This is a genomic window from Catenulispora rubra (genome assembly GCF_015356825.1).
Classification (GTDB): Bacteria; Actinomycetota; Actinomycetes; order Streptomycetales; family Catenulisporaceae; genus Catenulispora; species Catenulispora rubra.
Window position 1 is genome coordinate 23,292 of the sequence record NZ_JAACYW010000009.1, and the last position, 17,757, is coordinate 41,048.

A 17,757-nucleotide genomic window follows, 5' to 3' on the forward strand; every position below is an offset into this window, starting at 1 on the left:
GTCTCCAGTTCAGGCTCGTTTAGATGTTGTTAGTAATCTAAGCGTGCCGTAGGATGGATGTCAACCGACATCTATTCGAGGAGAGTGGTCCCGTGAGCCGCGTGTCCCAGGCCCAAGCACAGGAGAACCGGCAGCGTGTCGTCGCCACCGCTTCCCGGATGTTCCGTGAGCAGGGCCTCGCGGTCAGCCTCGCCGACCTGATGAAGGCCGCCGGGCTCACCCACGGCGGGTTCTACAAGCAGTTCGGTTCCAAGGACGACCTGGTCGACGAGGCCATCGCCCACGCCTTCAGCGAGCCGGCGGCGCACGGGCCGGCCGCGGCCGACGAACACGCCGCCGGTCACGAGGCCGCCCGCCAGGCGATGATCGAGAACTACCTCTCGGTCTGGCACCGCGACCACGCCGCGGACGCCTGCCCCGTCTCCGGATTCGCCGCCGACCTCGGGCGCGATCCCGACCAGGCCGCCCGCGCCCAGGACGTCTACGTCAAAGGCGTGCGGAACCGCGCCGCCCGCCTGGCCACCGGCGACGACGACGGCCTGGCCCAACTGTGCACCCTGGTCGGCGCCCTCACCCTCGCGCGCGCCACCCGGGGCAACCCCGTATCCGAGGAACTGCTGGAGGCCGCGCGTAGGGCTCTGATCGAGAGCAACGTTGGGCACTCGGAATCGGAAGAGCAGCAGACCGATTGACAGGAGACTGAAGCGCTGACGCGGGCATCACCAACCGCGCGGATCCGAGTCGGGCACGTGACCGAAGTCGACCACGTCGATGTGTTGGTCACCGAAATCCAGCAGGAGCGCGGTGGCGAACCCGTCGTAGTCGCGTCCCTCCACCGTTCGAGCCCAGACATTGTGGCGCCGCATGCAGGCCTCCAGGCGCCGCGCCACCTTCTGGAGACCGGCTTCGTGATCAGCGCCCCTTCGGCGACCGGCAGGTAGGCCTCAGCCACGTTGACCAGTTCGCCGACCTCTGCGGCCGTCACGCCCGTGACACCCCCCATCGACACGTCGTGACAGGGCGTCTACTTTCCCACATGGACCACTGACGCAGAACCCTGCGCCGGTGGTCGTCAGAGTCCTGGATCGACGGCGACGTCGGGGCACCGGCGCAACGGCGCGCCGCGAGTTGATCGGAGGGCACGTGAAGAGAGTCAGACGCAGGTGGCGGGTCGGTGGGGGGATCGCTTGCCTGGCGGCCATCTTGGCCCTCGCCGTACCGGTCGCCTCGGCGGGGTCGCGGGCCGGCGCTGCGGGCGCGGTATCGCCCGCGAGTGCGGCGAAGACGACGATGAGCTGCGCATCGAGCCGTTTCCTGTGCACAGAGGTCGACGACAGCGAGAACGTGTTCGGCGATGGCCACTACGTCGGACACGACGAGCCGGCCACCCTGTTCTACAGCAACACGCCAGGAGCCGGGAACGACAACACCTACCTGCTCCGGCTGCCCAAAGACCCGGCGGCGCAGCCGGTTCAGGACGGCTCCGGCTCGACGTGGAACTTCCAACTGCACCCGGCGTTCTGGTTCGGCATGGCGATGTGCGACGACCAGTCGGCGCCCGCGCCCGGGGCCAACGCCCCGTGCCGGCCGGACAGCGACACCAACATCTATACCAGCACGGATCCGAGCTCGCCGAGATACATCGGCAAGCACCCCGGCGCGGGCTTCATGGAGATGCAGTTCTACCCGCCGGGCTGGGTCCTGCAGCCCGCCGGCAACGGCTGCGACCCCACGAAGTGGTGCGCGGCGCTGAACATCGACAGCCTCTCGCAGAACTACAACACCGGAGCCACGAACAACGCGGCGTGCCTCAACAGCGCAGGCGTCGAGTACGTCAACTTCGCGTTCCTCACGAAGGACGGGAAATCCACGACGCCGGCCGACCCCACCAACGGCAACCGGTTCAACCTCGACGCGGCGCGTGACTACTTCATGAGCTCCGGCGACTCCCTCGCCGTCCACATGTTCGACACGCCGTCGGGCTTCCGCGTCGACGTCAACGACCTGAGCAACGGCAGCCACGGATCGATGACCGCCTCGAAGCAGAACGGCTTCGCCCAGGTGGCCTTCCAGCCGACGGCGACGACCTGCACGACGATCCCGTCCGCCTACCACCCGATGTACTCGACATCCAGCGAGAACACGCGGGTCCCGTGGACGGCGCACTCCTACAACACGGCGTTCTCCGACGAGACCGGCCACTTCGAATACTGCGCCGCGGCGGACCCCACCACGCAGAACTGCACCCAGTCGGCCGGCACCGAACCACTCGACGCGGACGACAACTTCTGCTTCAACCCCGGCGACTCCTCACTCGTCAAGATCGGCGGCTGCGGCGGCGGAAACCCCACGGACGACGACTACGACGGCGTCCCGTACCAGAAGACGTGGCCGGGTAGCGGCGGGACGACGCCGACACCGGAACCGATCATCTTCAGCAGCCCCGTCATCCACGGCTTCCAACCCTTCGACCGCGCGGCGTTCGAGACCGACCTGCCGCGCATCGAGGACAACGGCACCCTGGCCAACCCGTGCAACCGCACCACCGGCGCGAACTGCGTCAACCCGCCGCCGGGGGCGAACTTCTACCCGATGTTCACAACCAGGAACATCGGACCAGCCTGCGTGTGGCAGGAGGGCGGAGCCTCCATCCCCGGCACCACCAGGACATTCGGCGGCTCGTCGACAACCGAGTTCGGCCCGCTCCTCGGCCTGACCTACCCCCGGCCGACCGGACCGGTGACGTTGTACAACGACTTCCGGCAGGTCCTGCCGAACAACCCGTGCACACTGTTCGGCGGGATCAGAGCGGGGACGAAGCCGCTGATGTAACCGGCTCCCCCCGCCTCACCAACTGGAGGTTCAGCTGACGGGCTCCGCCGACTTCGGCGGAGCCCGTCGCGCGCGCCTCAGGCGGTGGGTCGCGGAATCCCTGGTGGACAGCGCGGCCCTGGCCGGCGGTCACCGGCGAGTCGATACCGCCCGCGCGGCTTCTCCTGGGCTTCGAGGAGCTCGGCGCCGTGCGCGACGTCGGCGCGGTCCCGGCCGTGTTCGGGACGCTGGACCGGGTCCGGCAGCTGGAGGAGGTCGCGGGTTTCGTCATCGGGCTGGCGTTCTCGGGGACCGATCCGAACTCCGCCGTCCCGTGCGTCGGCGGCGCACAATGACGCCGCGAATGCCGGCACCGCAGCGCTGAGAACCACGGAAATCGAAGAATTCGCATATCCCTCGCCTCCCTCCCCGAGCGCGCGGTGCCTCTGATTCGGCACAATCGCCGGTATGGCGATCTTGCGCTCCTCCCCGCCGGCCCCGGAAGCCGCGATGACCTCGGCCGACGACCGGAGCACCCCACGGCGGCAGTTCCTGCGCACCGAGACCGGTAGCGCCGCGCTGCTGCTGGCCGCCGCGGTCGTGGCGCTGGCCTGGGCGAACATCGCCCCGGCCGGGTACGACAGCGTGTGGGCGACCCGGGCCGCGGTCACGGTCGGGCGCTACGGCGTGGACCAGGACCTGCGCGGCTGGGTCAACTCCGGCCTGATGACGTTCTTCTTCCTGGTCGTGGGGTTGGAGGCGCGCCGGGAGTTCGACATGGGCGAGCTGCGCCGGCGCAGCCAGCTCGCGCTGCCGCTGGCCGCCGGGGTCGGCGGGGCCGTGGTGCCGGTCGTCGTCTACCTGGCGATCAACGCCGGGCACCCGTCGTGGCACGGCTGGGGCGCGGCGATGAGCACCGACACCGCGTTCGCGTTGGGCGCGCTGGCGCTGGTCGGGAGGGGTCTGCCGCTGCGGGTGCGCACCTATCTCCTGACCGTGTCGGTCGTGGACGACGTCGTCGGCATCCTGGTGATCGCCTTCGTCTACAGCAGCCGGGTCGAGCTGGTGGCGCTGCTGGTCGGGCTGGCGCTGCTCGGCCTGGTCCTGGTGCTGCGGCAGCGCGGCGTGCGCTACGGGCCGCCGTACTTCGTGATCGGCCTCGCGGCCTGGGTCGCCTTCTTCAAGTCCGGCGTGGACCCGGTGGCCGTCGGGCTGGTCATGGGGTTGCTGACGTTCGCCTATCCCGCCGCCCGCGACGATCTGCAGCAGGCCAGCGAGCTGTTCCGGAGCTTCCGCGAGCAGCCGACGGCCGAGCTGGCGCAGAGCGCGCGGCTGGGGGTGTCGGCCGCGATCTCGCCGAACGAGCGGCTGCAGAGCTGGTACCACCCCTGGACCAGCTACGCGATCGTGCCGCTGTTCGCGCTGGCCAACACCGGTATCCCGATCGACGCGAGCTTCCTGGCCGACGCCTACACCTCTCCGATCACCCTGGGCATCCTGATCGCGTACGTGGTCGGCAAGCCGGCCGGCACGCTGGGCTCCGCCTGGCTGCTCACCCGGGCCAGCCGCGGCCGGGTCCGGCTGCCGGTGGGCTGGGCCGGGGCCGCCGGCGCCGGGGCGGCCGCGGGCATCGGGTTCACCGTGTCGCTGCTGATCGCCACCCTGGCCTTCCACGGCGTGCAGCTGGAGCAGGCCAAGCTCGGCGTGCTCACCGCGGCGCTGGCGTCCTCTGCGCTGGCCTGGGCCGTCTTCCGGATCACGGCACTCCTGCCCAAGCCGGCCCGCCAGCGGGCGCTGCTGGGCACCACCGAGTCGATCATCGACCTGGCGGTCCCCGTCGACCCGCACCGCGACCACGTGCGCGGCCAGGCCCGGGCCCTGGTCACGATCGTCGAATACGGGGACTTCGAATGCCCCTACTGCGGCCAGGCCGAGCCGGTGGTGCGGGCCCTGCTGGCAGAGTTCGGCGACGTCCGCTACGTCTGGCGCCACCTCCCGCTCGACGACGTCCACCCGCGCGCCCGCCTCGCCGCAGAGGCCTCCGAAGCCGCGGCCCGCCAGGACGCCTTCTGGCCGATGCACGACCTGCTGATGGCGCACCAGGACGCCCTGACCCCGGTCGACCTGCGCCGCTACGCGACCGGACTGAACCTGGACCTGGCACGCTTCACCGACGACCTGCGCAACCACGTCCACGCCACCCGCGTCGCCGAGGACGTCGACTCCGCCGACCTGAGCGGCGTGTCCGGCACGCCGTCGTTCTTCATCAACGGCAGGCGCCACCACGGCGCGTACGACATCGAGACACTCGAGACCGCGGTCAAGGCCGCCTATGCGCGGGCGCGGATCGTGGGGGCGTCGAAAAAGCCGGATTGAGCTGGAGCTAGCCGGGCGCGGGGTTCGCCAGAAGCAACCCCGCGCCTAGCGCCGTGACCATGTGCACGACCTCGCGACCGTCCCGGGCGCTGGCCAGCAACCCGGCCTCGCGCAACGCGGTCGCCTGCACCGATGCCGTCGGCGCGCTGACCGCCAGCCGGGCGGCCAGCGCGCCGGTGGTGCAGCCGGCGCCGACCGCCCGCAGAACTACGCCGATCCGACCGGCCCGGTGCTGCACCTGCCGGTCATCAAGTCCCCAACCACCGACCCGGCGCACCGCGTCGGCACGTTGTTCGTCGACCCGGGCGGGCCGGCGGCTTCCGGGGTCGGGTTCGTGCAGCAGCAGCCGTCGCCGTTCTCGCCCGCGTTGCGGGCCCGCTTCGACATCGTGTCGTGGGACCGGCGGGGTTCCGCGGCGTCCGACCCGGCACTGCACTGCCTCGACGACTCGGCCCTGGACGCCTACAACCACCTTGATCCGGCGTCGTCGGACGTGAGCGCGCTGATACGGGCCGGGGCTTCGTATGCCACCGCGTGTCGCAGCGCGTCAGCGGCCGGCCTGACGTCGGACGGCGGGACGCTCCAGACGGCGTTCGACACCAACCTGCTCCGCTCCGCGATCGGCGAGCAGAAGATCAGCTACCTCGGGTTCTCCTACGGCACCTTCCAAGGTGCCTGGTATGCCGAGCTGTTCCCCACCCACCTCCGATCCATCGTGCTCGACGGCATGTTCGATCCCTCACTCAGCGGTGAGCAGATCCTGGTCGGTGAGGCCGCCGAGTTCGAGGGCGAGCTCAGGTACTACGAATCCGCGTGCACCGCGAGCGGCGGCGTAGCCTGCCCGGCCCCGGATCCGGCGGGGATGAGCGCCCTGATCGACGCCCTCACCACCCGGGTCCGCACCAGCCCGCTGCCGGTGCCGGGCAGCACGCGCACGGTCGGCCCCGGGGAACTGGCCTCGGCGTTCACCTTCCTGGGTCTGGCCCCTGAGGTCACCTGGGGACTGGCGAACGCCGCGCTGGCGCAGGCGGCCGCCGGCGACGGCACCGGGCTGCTGGCGATGGCGGACGCGTGGACCGGACGCAACCCCGACGGCACCCACGACGGCACCGCGGTCGACGGCACGGCGCTGTGGTGCTCCGACCGTCCCTGGCCGACGAGCGCGCCGGGCTGGTCGGCCCTGCGTGCGGCGGCAGAGGCGGCAGGCCCGCACATCGGCGCGAGCCGCGCCGAACAGGCCCTGCCCTGCACCGCCTGGAACCCGCCGACACTGGCGCCCGCCGCGCTGACCGCACCCACCGCACCGCCGATCGTGGTGGTGTCGACGACCGGCGACCCGGCGACGCCGTACCAGTGGGGCGTCCACGCTGCGCGAACCTTCGCGCATGGCGTGCTGCTCACCTTCCAGGGACACGGTCACACCGCCTACGGACGCTCCAACGCCTGTGTGACAGATGCTGTCGACAAGGACCTGATCAACGGGACGCCGCCAGTAAGCGGGACGGTCTGCTGATCACGGCGATGCGCATCCTGGTGCGGTTCATCGCTCAGCGGGTTGTGATCGCGATCAAGAAGGCGGCAGCCGATCCGCCCGCCGTGTCGACGCGCAAGATGCCCTTGGCGACGTCCCAGTCGAGGCTGACAGGCCGCTGAGTCGGATAGCGCACCTGCGGTGTCACGGACTGGCCGGCCAGGTGGGAAACCGGCAGGTTCACATCCGACGGTCCCCCGCGCCGCCAGACCAGGACGTAGGTCGTGTCGCGGGCACGTAGGCCGAGGCAGAGCCAGTCGTCGTCCCAGCCTGGCAGACCCAAGGGCCAGAACGGCGTTCCGGCTGCGATGTCATGACGGAGTTCCTTGTGGACGCGCAGTCCCTCGGCGACCAACTCCAGTTGGTGCGGGGTCATCCGGTCCAGATGCCCGGACAGATGGATCCGCCCGAGCAACGCGCAGGCCACGGTGAACCCGATCTCGTCATCGCTGAAGTCAGGTTGTGGATAGGCCCAGACGGCGGCCTGCTCGGGGGCTATCGCCGCCGGAGCGGCGGCCGCGATCGGCGGGTACCGCAGGGGATCCTGCTGGTCGCTGGTGGATTGGAGCTGGGCCACGGCGAGCAGGGCATAGTCGGCGCGCATCGCACCGGACGCGCAGTTCTCGAGCGTCAGACCCGGGTGGCGGTCGAGGACCGCGGCGAGCCAGGAGGTGTAGGCGCGCTGGTGGTCCAGGAGCCCCGCACCGGGGCTGCCCGCGGCGCCGAGATCTGTACCGGGGCCAAAATCTGTACCGATGCCAAAACCCGTGCCGGGCCCCGGGTTGATGTTGTAGTCGAGCTTGAAGTATCCGACGCCGTAGTCGGCGACCAGCCGGTCGACGACGCCGTCCAGATGAGCGCGCGCCGCCGGGTGCCGCAGGTCCAGGTGGAGTCGGCCGTGTTCGACGACGGCGACGCCGTCGCGCTGGAAGAACGCCTGCGTGGGCAGCTGTTCCGCGACGGGGCTGCGGACGCCCACGACCTCGGGTTCCAGCCACAGCCCGGGGGCCATCCCGGCGGCGCGGATCGCGTCGCAGACTTCTGCGAGGCCGCCGGGGAAGCGGGCTGTGGACTCGCGCCACTCCCCCACGCTGTCCCACCAGCCTTCGGCGTCGTCGTCGTACCAGCCGGCGTCGATGACGAAGTACTCGGCGCCGACTCGCGCCGCGGCGTCGACGAGCGGCAGCAGGCGCGCGGTGGTCGGGTCGCCCATCAGGGTGTTCATGTAGTCGTTGAAGATCACGGGAAGGGTTTCGTGATCGGCGTGCGGGCGGCGTATCGCGCGGCGGTAGGCGGTCAGGGCGCCGATCGCAGCGGTGAATCCGTCCTGCCCGGAGTCGCCGACCCCCAGGGCGACGGCTGCGGTGACCGTCGTGAACTCCTCGCCGGGACGCAGGGTGCAGCGCCACTGGTGGTCACGGTCGGTGGGCCCGAGCAGGGCGAGGTAGGCGCCGTCGTCGTGCTCGCCGACCTCCCAGCGCCAGCCGCCGCTGCTCTCGATCTGCCAGGCCACGGCCTGCTCGCCGGCCTGCCGACTCAGTGCTCCGACGGGCAGGTACCGGCCGGTGGACCAAGTTCCCTGGCTGGATCGAGAGAAACAGCCACGGGGACCGTGCTGGTGAGCGGCGCGGCTCAGGTCGGGAAGCTCGGAGCGGAGTCGCCGGCTGTGCCAGCGGCCTTCGGCCAGCCAGTCGCTGGCCGCCCAGTGCAGATCGAACCCGTCGAGACGATCGCGATCCGGCTCATCACCGGAGCCACCTGAGCCGCCTGAGACGCCAGGACCGCCGAGGCCGGGCAGAACCAGGCTGCTGACAGCCTCGACGATCACTTCCGACGCGCCCTCGTTGACCAGCCTGGTCCACGAACGAACAACGGGCACGCCGGGTATCGCCGCATAGTGAGCCTCGACCGCCAGACCGGTCACCGGATCCGTGAGGTCGATACGCAGGTGGTCCCAGTCTTCATCCCGCCCGGCCTCGTGCCCGCGGTAGACCAGCCTGGCTCCGGCAGCGGTCTCCACACTGCGCTCGCCGGACCAGTTACTGCCCGATCCAGCCAGCCGTAGCTCCACGAGAGGCAGCCCGGGACCGCCATCCTGTCGATCGTCCGGCTCCTGCCCGAACCCGACCAAACCCACCGACCCGTCGCCACGCACCCGAAAGTGCAACGCGACTGACGGTCGGCCCCAGACGATGCCCTCGACCTGCGAGCATGCCGGCGCAGTGGACCCTTTGGGCACGGTGCGACTCCTTGTCAACGTCCTAGCGCGGCTCGGAAACCGTTTTGTGAACGCCGGTTTGCCAAGCCTTGACATCCAAAATGTGACCGGTAACAATCCTGGCATGCGTGTGACCGGTAACACAAGTGACGGCGCCTCCGGGCCGAGCCCCCGCCCCGGGCCGAGTCCTGGTCTGAGTCCTGGTCAGGGTCCTGGTACGAGCCCTGGTCCAGGTCCTGGCGGCAAGGGCAGGTCCGTCAGCATCCGCGATGTCGCCAAGACCGCCGGCGTCTCGCATCAGACGGTTTCCCGGGTGATCAACGACAGCGCGTCCGTGAAGGAAGCGACACGAATGCGTGTTCAGGAGGCGATCCGCGTCCTGGGCTTCCGCCCGAACGTGGCGGCCAGGGCTTTGGCGTTCGGCGACACCCGGTCGTTGACCGTCATCACCTCGAACACCACCCTGTACGGCTACGCCGCCACGGTGCAGGGAATCGAGGAGGCCGCGCGCGCCGCGGACTTCTCGGTCGGTATCAGTGTGCTGGAGTCCGAGCGCCACGAGCGCGTGCAAGCGGCGGTGGCGCGGGCGGTGGAGAACAGCACCGCCCTGATCGTCATCGCCTACGACCAGGCCGGAGTCCGCGCGCTGGACGCCGTGCCCGCCGGCCATCCCTGCGCCGCCGCGGTGGAGGCGCCAGAGTCCTCCGTCGACAGCGTGCCGCCGCGGGTCTGGATCGACGACGCGGAAGCCGCCGCCGAGGCGACCCGGTACCTGCTGGGCCTCGGCCACCAGACAGTGCACTACGTCGCACTGCCCTCCACCACCAACGCGAGCCGGCGCACGGCCGGCTGGCGTTCGGCCCTGGAGTCCGCCGGCGCCCCGGTTCCCATGCCGGTCGGGGCGGGCTGGGACGCGCGGGCCGGCTACGAGGCCGGTCTGCGGCTGGCCAAGGACCCGGAGGTCACGGCGGTGCTGTGCGGCAACGACGACCTGGCACTGGGTGTGCTGCGCGCGATGCACACCTCCGGCCGCCCGGTCCCCGACAGCGTGAGCGTGGTCGGTTTCGACGACGCGCCGCAGTCCGCCTTCTACATCCCCGCCCTCACCACGGTCGAGCTGGACTTCGTCGACCTGGGCCGTTCCTGCTTCACCCTGCTGCAGAGCGTGCTCGCCGGTACCCCGGCCTCTGATGCGCACGGCCACCCACAGGTGACCCCGCCGCGGCTCATCGTGCGCGAGAGCGCCGACACCCCCCGCCCACAAGCGCTCGGTTCCTGATCCCTCCCTCCGAGCCGTTCCGCTCTTCCTCCCGTCCCACCACCGAAAGCAGCCCTCCTATGACGAACAAGACGCTTATAGCGGCCGTCGGCTGTGCCGTCGCGTGCACCCTGGCCGCGTGTTCCAACCCTTCGAACGGCCCGGCGACCTCATCCGGGGGATCCGCGCCGGTGAGTCCTACCGCCTCGCTCAAAGGCGTGACACTGACCCTTCTGACCGCGCAGAACAGCGTCGACGAGCCGAAGCAGGTCATCACCGCCTTCGAGAAGGCGACCGGCGCGACCGTCAACACGGTCGTCGTGCCGGACCCGTACGAGTCCAACGTGCCGACCAAACTGGCCTCCGGGGAGAAGCCGGATCTGGCCTTCTGGCAGCCGACCCAGTCCACGCTGCCGATGGTGAATCCCGCGCAGAACCTGTTGCCGCTGGACGACGAGCCGTGGGTGAAGCTGCTCGGCGCGACCGAGCAGGGACTCGGCCAGGTCGGCGGCCACCGCTACGCCGCGGTCGTCACCTCGCCGGCGGTGCTGGGCGTCTACTACAACAAGGCGGCCTTCGCCCAAGCCGGCATCACCACCATGCCGACCAGCTACGACGAGCTGCTGGCCGACGCCAAGCAGATCAAGGCCAAGGACTCCGGGGTCGCGCCGTTCTTCGAGGTCGGCGGGGACAAGTGGCCGCTGCAATGGCAGGTCCAGTTGCAGATGACCGACCTGCCGGACACCTTCTGGCAGAACCTGAACGCCAACAAGGCCAGCTGGACCGACCCGCAGATCGTCGCGGCCATCACCAAGTACAAGAGCCAGGTCCTCGACGGCGGACTCGCGCAGCCCACCTACAAGACCGGCACCTTCGTCGACCAGGGCCAAGCCCTGATGAAGGGCACCGCGGCGATGGCGGTCAACGTGACGTCGCTGCAGAACGAGATCCAGGCCTCCAACACCACCGCGCAGATCGACAGCACCATCGGCTGGTTCCCGATCGCGAACTCGGCGGCCCAGGCCGAGTACTCCCCGGACCAGACCAACGGCGTGGTGGCCTTCAACACCGGGGACGCCAAGCGCGAGACCGCAGCCCGCCAGTTCATCGACTTCTGGCTGACCACCGACTACAAGGACTACATCGCCGCGAACAAGATCGTCTCCGTCGAACCCGGCGTACCCAGCCCCGACGGCCTGCCGCAGACCGCGCTGGCCCAGGCCGCGGCGCTGCCCAAGGCGGTCGGCGTGTTCCAGGTCAAGGCACTGACGGCACCGGACATGCACCTCGCGCTGGCCGACATGATCTACGGCAGCAAGAGCCCGCAGCAGGTCGCGCAGGCCTGTGAGGACCAGTTCGTCCAGGTCCTCAAGGCCCGTGGCGTGAGCGGCTTCTGATCCATGACCGCGCACGCTCCCGGCCTCGCAGAGGCGAGTACAGGAAGCGCGGGCGCGACGCGGGCGGACGGGAGGAAGCTGAAGGTCTCCCGTCCGTACCGCTCCCCCCGCTCCCCCGACTCCCCCCGTTTCGGTCGCCGCCCGGCGCCCGGATCGGACGCACGACGCGCCGTCGCCCGCCAACACCCGTGGTGGTTCGCGCTGCCCGCGCTCGGCGTCTTCGCCGTCTTCTTCCTGCTCCCGAACCTCCTGAACTTCTTCTACCCGTTCACGAACTGGTCGGCCTTCCACAGCTCGATCTCCTTCGCCGGGCTGTCGAACTTCCAAGCCATCGCCCACGACGGCTCGCTCCAGACCGCCCTTCGCACGACCATCGAGTACGCGGTCGGCGTCGCCGTCTTCCAGAACGCCTTCGGACTGGTCCTGGCACTGCTGCTGGAGAAGGACACCCGGTTCAACCGCTTCTTCCGAGCGGTGTTCTTCCTTCCGGTGCTGCTGTCGGCGCTCGCCGTCGGCTACATCTTCCAGGCGCTGCTGTCCCAGGACGGCGCCGTCAACGCGATCCTGTCCGACCTGACCGGCGGTCACGTGGACATCGCCTGGCTGGGCTCGACCACCTGGACGCTCGTCCTGCTCACCGTCATCCACGGCTGGAAGTGGATGGGCCTGGCCATGCTGGTCTATCTGGCCGGGCTCAAGTCCATCCCGGCCGACGTCACCGAGGCCGCGGCCCTGGACGGGGCCTGCGGCTGGCGCACGTTCTGGTCGGTCCGCTTCCCGATGCTCGCCCCGGCGGTGACGTTCAACGTGACGACCGCGCTGATCGGGTCGATGAACACCTTCGACATCGTCCAGGCCACCACCAAGGGCGGGCCCGCCGACTCCACCCAGGTGTTCAACATCTACATGTTCCGGGTCTTCGGCCAGGGCCTGTACGCGCAGGCCTCTGCGATGAGCCTGATCCTGTTCCTCATCGTCGTCCTGCTGGCCATCCCGGTCATCGTCGTCCTGCGTCGCCGAGAGAAGGTCCTGCTGTGATCCCGCCTTCTGTCCGCCGGCTGCTGCGTCCGGCCGCGGTCCTGGTGCTCGCCCTGATCACCATCGGCATCCCGGCGTGGCTGGTCCTGGTCACCTCGGCCAAGCCCCAGGGTGAGGCGATCAAGCCGAACCTCGCGCTGCCGCGCCATTGGCAGCCGGGCTCGAACTACCGCACCACGTTCGACGAGGGCCAGATGCTGCGCGGGTTCCTGAACTCGATCCTGGTGGTCATCCCCTCCGTCATCCTGGTGCTGCTGCTGGGCGCCGGCGCGGCCTGGGTCTTCGCCAGGCGCACGGGGAAGCTGGTCGGCGCGGCGTATGCGCTGTCCATCAGCGGCCTGCTGCTACCGCCTGCCGTCATCACCATCGTCATGGAGCTGCGCCAGCTGGGCATCGCCAACACCCGGCCCGGCATGATCGCGGTCTACACCGGGATGTACTTGTCCACCGCGATCTTCTTCATGACGGGCTTCATCCGCACGCTGCCGTACGAGCTGGAGGAGGCGGCGCGGATCGACGGCGCGAGCTCGTGGAAGGTGTTCTGGCGGATCATCCTGCCGTTGCTGCGGCCGGTGATCGCCACCGCGACCATCATGGTGATGCTGTTCGCCTGGTCGGACGTCTTCTACGCCTTCTTCGTCCTCGGCGGCGGACCCGACGCCACCATGCCGCTGAACCTCTACCAGGTCGCCAGCGCGGCGCTCTACCTGAACAACTGGCACCTGATCTTCGCGTACGTCACTTTGATGTCGCTGCCGATGGTCGTGGTCTTCGTCATCGCCCAGCGTCGCATCATCTCCGGGATCACCAGCGGCGCCGTGAAATAGCGCCGGTCTCTCGCCGCTCCCGCTGTTCTTCTTGCTCATCTTGTTCGTCTTGAAGGGGACATCCATGTTCCGCAAGCCGCTCAACGCCTTGATCGCCGCAGCGCTCGCCTTGCCGGCCGGGCTGTTCGCGGGCACCGTCACCGCACACGCCGCGACCCAGCAGATCACCGTGGACCTCGGCTCCGACACCGGCGCCGTCTACCACGGAGCCTCCGGGGCGCTCTACGGCCTGGCCCAGGACGGGGTCGCCGGAGCCTCCCTGTTGGAGCCGCTTCACATACGCACCCTCGCCCAGAAGCCCCCGGGCGGCGCGCAGCACCCCGGCGGCGACGCCGACAAGGTCGCCGGCGAGTTCATCAACGCCGGAGGATCGCAGATCCTGGTCTATGTCCAGGACTATTACTCCACCTGGCCATATGCCAACCCCGGGATCTCCTCTTACGCGTCCACCGTGGACACCGTGGCCGCCTCCCTCAAGGCCAGTCCTTACCACAGCCACTTCGTCTACGTGCCCTTCAACGAGCCGGACGGCAACTGGTACGACCTGAATCCGTCGAGTTCGGGCTACGCGGCCGGTCTGGCGGCCTTCGAGTCCGACTGGACCACGATCTACCACCGCATCCACAGCGACGATCCCGGAGCCTCGATCGCCGGCCCGAACACCGCCTCTTACAGCGCTGGCTTCTTCTCCGACTTCCTCACCTACGCCAAGGCGAACAACGTCCTCCCGAACATCCTCACCTGGCACGAGCTCTCCCCGACCTCGGTCAACGGCGGCTTTCCGGCCAACCTGGCCAGCGTTCACTCCATCGAATCCGGCCTGGGCCTGTCCCTGCCGGTCAACATCGACGAATACGCCGACCGGCGCGACCAGTCGGTGCCCGGCCAGCTGGTGCAGTGGCTCTCCATGTTCGAGAACGCCAAGGCCGACGCCGACCAAGCGTTCTGGGACATCGCCGACAACCTCGCCGACAACGCGGTGCAGACCGCGAAGCCCGACGGCGCCTGGTGGCTCTATGACTGGTACGGACAGATGACCGGGGACACCGTTGCGGTCACGCCGCCGCACCCGAACACCGTTGACACTCTTCAGGGCATTGCGACCCTTGATGGTGGGAAGAAGCAGGCCCGCGTCATCCTCGGCGGGACGTCGTCCGCCTCGAACCTCGTTCTGCGCAACATCCCCGCGTCCGTCTTCGGCGGCAGAGTGCATGTCTCTGTGCAGTCGACGACGTGGACCGGCTACGACGGCGCCGCCTACACGCCCAAGGACATCGCCGAAGGCGACTTCGCGGTCTCCGGCGGCAGCGTCACGATTCCTGTTGCCACCACCGACCCGATGGCCGCGTACCAGGTGATCGTCACGCCGGCCACCGCGGCACCCGGGACCGTCGCCGGCGACACCGCTTGGAGTGGCAGCTACGAGGCGGAGAACGCCGCGATCACCGACGCCACGGTCTACAGCCAGGGTTCGTTGTCCAACCCGTACGGCTACGCCACCTCCGGCGGGAAGGATGTCGGCGCGATCGACAAGTCCGACAGCCGGGTGCAGTTCACCGTCACGGTGCCGACCAGCGGGCGATACCTGCTCAGCACCTTCTACGGCAACCAGACCGCGGCCGTCGCCCAGCAGATCTTCCGTGTCGACAGCGGGGCCTGGTCCTTCCTGAACTACCCGGCCACACTCAACTGGACGTTCCGGTCCCACCTGGATCAGTACGTCACGCTGACCGCAGGCACGCACACTCTCACCTACGGCGTCTCAGACCCCTCCATCGGCACGACGACGGGCCAAGTCACCCTTGACCGGATCGACCTGACCGCCGCCGCCTCGACGGTTCCCGGCGTCACCGGATCCGCCGCGCGCTACGAGGCCGAGAGCGCCGACCTGGCAGGCGGCGCGGGCGTCGCCTCGGCCCAGGCCGGCTACACCGGAACCGGATACGTCACCGCGCCGTCCGGCTCCACCACCACCTTCACTGTTGAAGCCGACCAAGACGGCTATTACACGCTCGGGCTGCGGTATCAGACCGGCGCGCCGGCGACGGCGAACGGCTTCCAGCTTGCTGTCGACGGCACCGCCATCGAGAGCATCTCCACGACGCCGACCAGCGGTGGCGCCTGGAACCAGACGGCCAACCGGGTCTGGCTGCACGCCGGGATCAACAACCTCGCGTACACCGCCGCCGGAGCGGCCACAGCCGCCGTCGACCGGCTCGACGTCACGCCCGATGCCGCCGACGCCACATCAGCCAGCACCTACCAGGCCGAGTCCAGCGCCAACACGCTCGGCGGCGCGGCGGCGGTCGAGACCGACGCCAACGCTGTCGGCGGGAAGTACGTCGGCTGGATCGGCAACGGCGCAGCCAACACCCTGACGTTCAACGTCACAGCGCCCCACGCCGGGAGCTACGCCCTCGCCATCACCTACGCCAACGACGAGAGCGCCAGCTCCAACAACTACAACGAGAATCTCGTCGACCGCGCCGCACAGATCACCACCTCGGGCGGCACCGCGACAACGCTCTACTTCCGCAACACCTACGCCTGGAGCCAGTGGTGGACCATCGACACCACGGTGCGGCTGAACGCGGGAGCCAACACCGTCACCTTCGCCAATCCGACCGCCTACGCGCCCAACATCGATCAGATCACGCTTGCGCCGCTCAGTCTGAGCTGGGCTGGGCTGAGCCGGCTCGGCACGATCAGGGCCGTGTGACGAGGGCCGTCCCGGTGCGATTCCCGCGCCGGGACGGCCGTGGCGTGGCTTGCCTTTGCGCTCGGCGAGGACCTACGGCGTCGTCACGGTGCCGCCGTTCACCACCGTCGCGCAGAGCAGGTACGACTTGTCGGCGGGCCGCCATGAACCGTCCGAGGAGGCGTTCCAGCCGGGGGCGTCGGTGGCGTTGCACTGAGCCGTCGGGTCATCGGGTCATCGGGTCATCGCAGTACCTGCCAGACCTCCTGGCCGGTCGGCGGGTGGGTGCGGTTGGTTTGTGGGTTTTAGAAGCTTTTTACGGCTTCGCGCATGGTTGGATGGCCTCGCGGGGGACGCAGTTCGGTGGTGCATCGCGGGTTGCGCTGGCGGCCGCCGGTTTTCGCGGACACGACCACGCATGGGTCCGAGTCACTGCGCACACGTTGTGTGGGCGGCTGCCGGCCGCGTTTGGTGGGTGCCAAAGATCAAAGGCAGCGCCTCCGGCGGGCCTCTGCTAGGGCCTCTGCTCGGAGGGATGACCAACCCCGCGCGCCGCCGCCGGTCTGAGTGTTGGTCGCCTTCGTCCCGCCTGTGGTGCGGACGGGGTCCACTCGGTGCGCGCGCTCAGAAGTCGGCCGTGGCATCGAAGACCCCTGCTTCGCGCCGATACTCTGAGGGCGCCTTGCCCGTCCACCGGTGGAAAGCGCGCGTCAGTGCCGACGGCGTCGAAAAACCGAGGCGGGCCGCGATCGCCGTGACCGCCAGGTCTGGTTGGGACAGCAGCGTCAGCGCCTGTTCCCGCCGGAGGTCGTCGGCGATGGCGGCGAACGATGTGCCTTCCTGCATGAGCTTGCTCTGGAGGGTGCGCGGGCTGACAGCCAGGGCGCGGGCGGTCGCCGCGAGGCCGGGCTGAGACATGTCCTGGAGCAGATCGGTGACGGCCGTCGTCCAAGGCACTCGGTGGTGGGTGATGCGGCGTTCGGCGTAGGGGCGAAGCATCGAGCGCACCACGGCGTCGGCGTCCGGAACCGGTACGCGCAACGATTCGCTCGTGAAGACGCACGCATCGGCGGGCTGGCCGAACGCGACCTGTCGAGCGAAGGCCGCCTCGTAGTCGCCGGTGTCGTCCGGCCGAGCTCGGCGCAGCGCCACCCGGGACGGGCCGGCCCGGTCGCCGGCCACGGAGCGGATGATCCTGCACAACAGCGCGAAGCAGGCCTCGACCGTGTCGGGGTGCGCCGGCAGGCCGTCGGGCGCGCGCAAGGAGACAGACACAGCGTGCGGCCGCCGGGTCAGGACGATCCGTTCCCGGCCGAACAGCGGATGGAAGCGTTCCAGGTCCTCGAGCAGCGAACCGATGTCCGGGCTGTTGACGGCGATCGGACCGACCAGCCCGCCGAGCACGGTGACCTGGGCCCACGCCGCGAACGCCAGGCCGGGCCGATCCACACCGGCCGCGCGAAGCGCCTCCCAGGTCGCATCCGGGGCCGAGTCCGGTGCACCGTGGATCGCGGCGAACCGGGCGATCTGGCCGGCGACGGGATCTGCGCGTGAAGACAAGTGGTCTGCGTCCACGGAGCGGTGTCCTCCCTTCCACGGAATC

At 69.5% G+C, this 17,757-nt stretch carries 14 protein-coding genes and 1 pseudogene; 11 read left to right on the forward strand and 4 right to left on the reverse strand.

Annotated features, from left to right (window positions below):
* The first annotated feature begins 92 nt into the window (after positions 1 to 92).
* Positions 93 to 692, forward strand: coding sequence for a TetR family transcriptional regulator (locus tag GWK61_RS04935; protein ID WP_194905407.1), 600 nt, complete (start codon positions 93 to 95; stop codon positions 690 to 692).
* Positions 693 to 719: 27 nt separating this feature from the next.
* Here the strand turns inward: GWK61_RS04935 and GWK61_RS04940 are convergent, their stop codons facing one another.
* On the reverse strand, positions 720 to 866 hold the full coding sequence (locus tag GWK61_RS04940; RefSeq protein WP_194905409.1) for a hypothetical protein: 147 nt from the start codon (positions 864 to 866) through the stop codon (positions 720 to 722).
* A gap of 424 nt (positions 867 to 1,290) precedes the next feature.
* Here GWK61_RS04940 and GWK61_RS04945 point away from each other — a divergent pair, with 424 nt between their 5' ends.
* The 3 genes and pseudogenes from GWK61_RS04945 (at position 1,291) to GWK61_RS04955 (ending at position 5,187) form a co-directional block, all read left to right on the forward strand.
* Positions 1,291 to 2,832, forward strand: coding sequence for a hypothetical protein (locus GWK61_RS04945; RefSeq protein WP_194905411.1), 1,542 nt, complete (start codon positions 1,291 to 1,293; stop codon positions 2,830 to 2,832).
* Between the two features lie 188 nt (positions 2,833 to 3,020).
* Positions 3,021 to 3,167: pseudogene (locus tag GWK61_RS04950) on the forward strand (NADP oxidoreductase); the annotation flags it as partial.
* Between the two features lie 112 nt (positions 3,168 to 3,279).
* Complete coding sequence (locus tag GWK61_RS04955) at positions 3,280 to 5,187, forward strand: Na+/H+ antiporter NhaA (RefSeq protein ID WP_228561757.1); 1,908 nt, start codon at positions 3,280 to 3,282, stop codon at positions 5,185 to 5,187.
* Between the two features lie 7 nt (positions 5,188 to 5,194).
* On the opposite strand, the gene GWK61_RS04960 is transcribed toward GWK61_RS04955, so the two are convergent.
* Positions 5,195 to 5,425: an ArsR/SmtB family transcription factor gene (locus GWK61_RS04960; protein ID WP_194905413.1), complete on the reverse strand. Its 231-nt coding sequence runs from the start codon at positions 5,423 to 5,425 to the stop codon at positions 5,195 to 5,197.
* Between GWK61_RS04960 and GWK61_RS04965 the strand changes: the two genes are divergently transcribed.
* Complete coding sequence (locus tag GWK61_RS04965) at positions 5,417 to 6,700, forward strand: alpha/beta hydrolase (RefSeq protein WP_194905415.1); 1,284 nt, start codon at positions 5,417 to 5,419, stop codon at positions 6,698 to 6,700. The genes GWK61_RS04960 and GWK61_RS04965 overlap by 9 nt on opposite strands.
* 34 nt (positions 6,701 to 6,734) lie before the next feature.
* On the opposite strand, the gene GWK61_RS04970 is transcribed toward GWK61_RS04965, so the two are convergent.
* Positions 6,735 to 8,738: a glycoside hydrolase family 36 protein gene (locus GWK61_RS04970; protein WP_499699561.1), complete on the reverse strand. Its 2,004-nt coding sequence runs from the start codon at positions 8,736 to 8,738 to the stop codon at positions 6,735 to 6,737.
* 460 nt (positions 8,739 to 9,198) lie between these two features.
* On the opposite strand from GWK61_RS04970, the gene GWK61_RS04975 reads away from it, so the two are divergent.
* The 6 genes from GWK61_RS04975 (at position 9,199) to GWK61_RS05000 (ending at position 16,371) form a co-directional block, all read left to right on the forward strand.
* Positions 9,199 to 10,215, forward strand: coding sequence for a LacI family DNA-binding transcriptional regulator (locus GWK61_RS04975; protein WP_369125550.1), 1,017 nt, complete (start codon positions 9,199 to 9,201; stop codon positions 10,213 to 10,215).
* A gap of 59 nt (positions 10,216 to 10,274) precedes the next feature.
* Positions 10,275 to 11,591, forward strand: a complete 1,317-nt coding sequence (locus tag GWK61_RS04980) for an ABC transporter substrate-binding protein (RefSeq protein WP_194905420.1) — start codon at positions 10,275 to 10,277, stop codon at positions 11,589 to 11,591.
* A 3-nt stretch (positions 11,592 to 11,594) separates the two neighbouring features.
* Positions 11,595 to 12,629, forward strand: a complete 1,035-nt coding sequence (locus GWK61_RS04985) for a carbohydrate ABC transporter permease (RefSeq protein ID WP_194905422.1) — start codon at positions 11,595 to 11,597, stop codon at positions 12,627 to 12,629.
* Positions 12,626 to 13,456: a carbohydrate ABC transporter permease gene (locus tag GWK61_RS04990; protein ID WP_194905424.1), complete on the forward strand. Its 831-nt coding sequence runs from the start codon at positions 12,626 to 12,628 to the stop codon at positions 13,454 to 13,456. The genes GWK61_RS04985 and GWK61_RS04990 overlap by 4 nt, the downstream gene beginning before the upstream one ends.
* A 64-nt stretch (positions 13,457 to 13,520) precedes the next feature.
* Positions 13,521 to 16,175: a CBM35 domain-containing protein gene (locus GWK61_RS04995; RefSeq protein ID WP_194905427.1), complete on the forward strand. Its 2,655-nt coding sequence runs from the start codon at positions 13,521 to 13,523 to the stop codon at positions 16,173 to 16,175.
* A 49-nt stretch (positions 16,176 to 16,224) separates the two neighbouring features.
* Positions 16,225 to 16,371, forward strand: a complete 147-nt coding sequence (locus GWK61_RS05000; RefSeq protein ID WP_194905431.1) for a hypothetical protein — start codon at positions 16,225 to 16,227, stop codon at positions 16,369 to 16,371.
* A gap of 407 nt (positions 16,372 to 16,778) precedes the next feature.
* On the opposite strand, the gene GWK61_RS05005 is transcribed toward GWK61_RS05000, so the two are convergent.
* On the reverse strand, positions 16,779 to 17,729 hold the full coding sequence (locus GWK61_RS05005) for a helix-turn-helix transcriptional regulator (RefSeq protein ID WP_194905433.1): 951 nt from the start codon (positions 17,727 to 17,729) through the stop codon (positions 16,779 to 16,781).
* Between the last annotated feature and the right edge of the window lie 28 nt (positions 17,730 to 17,757).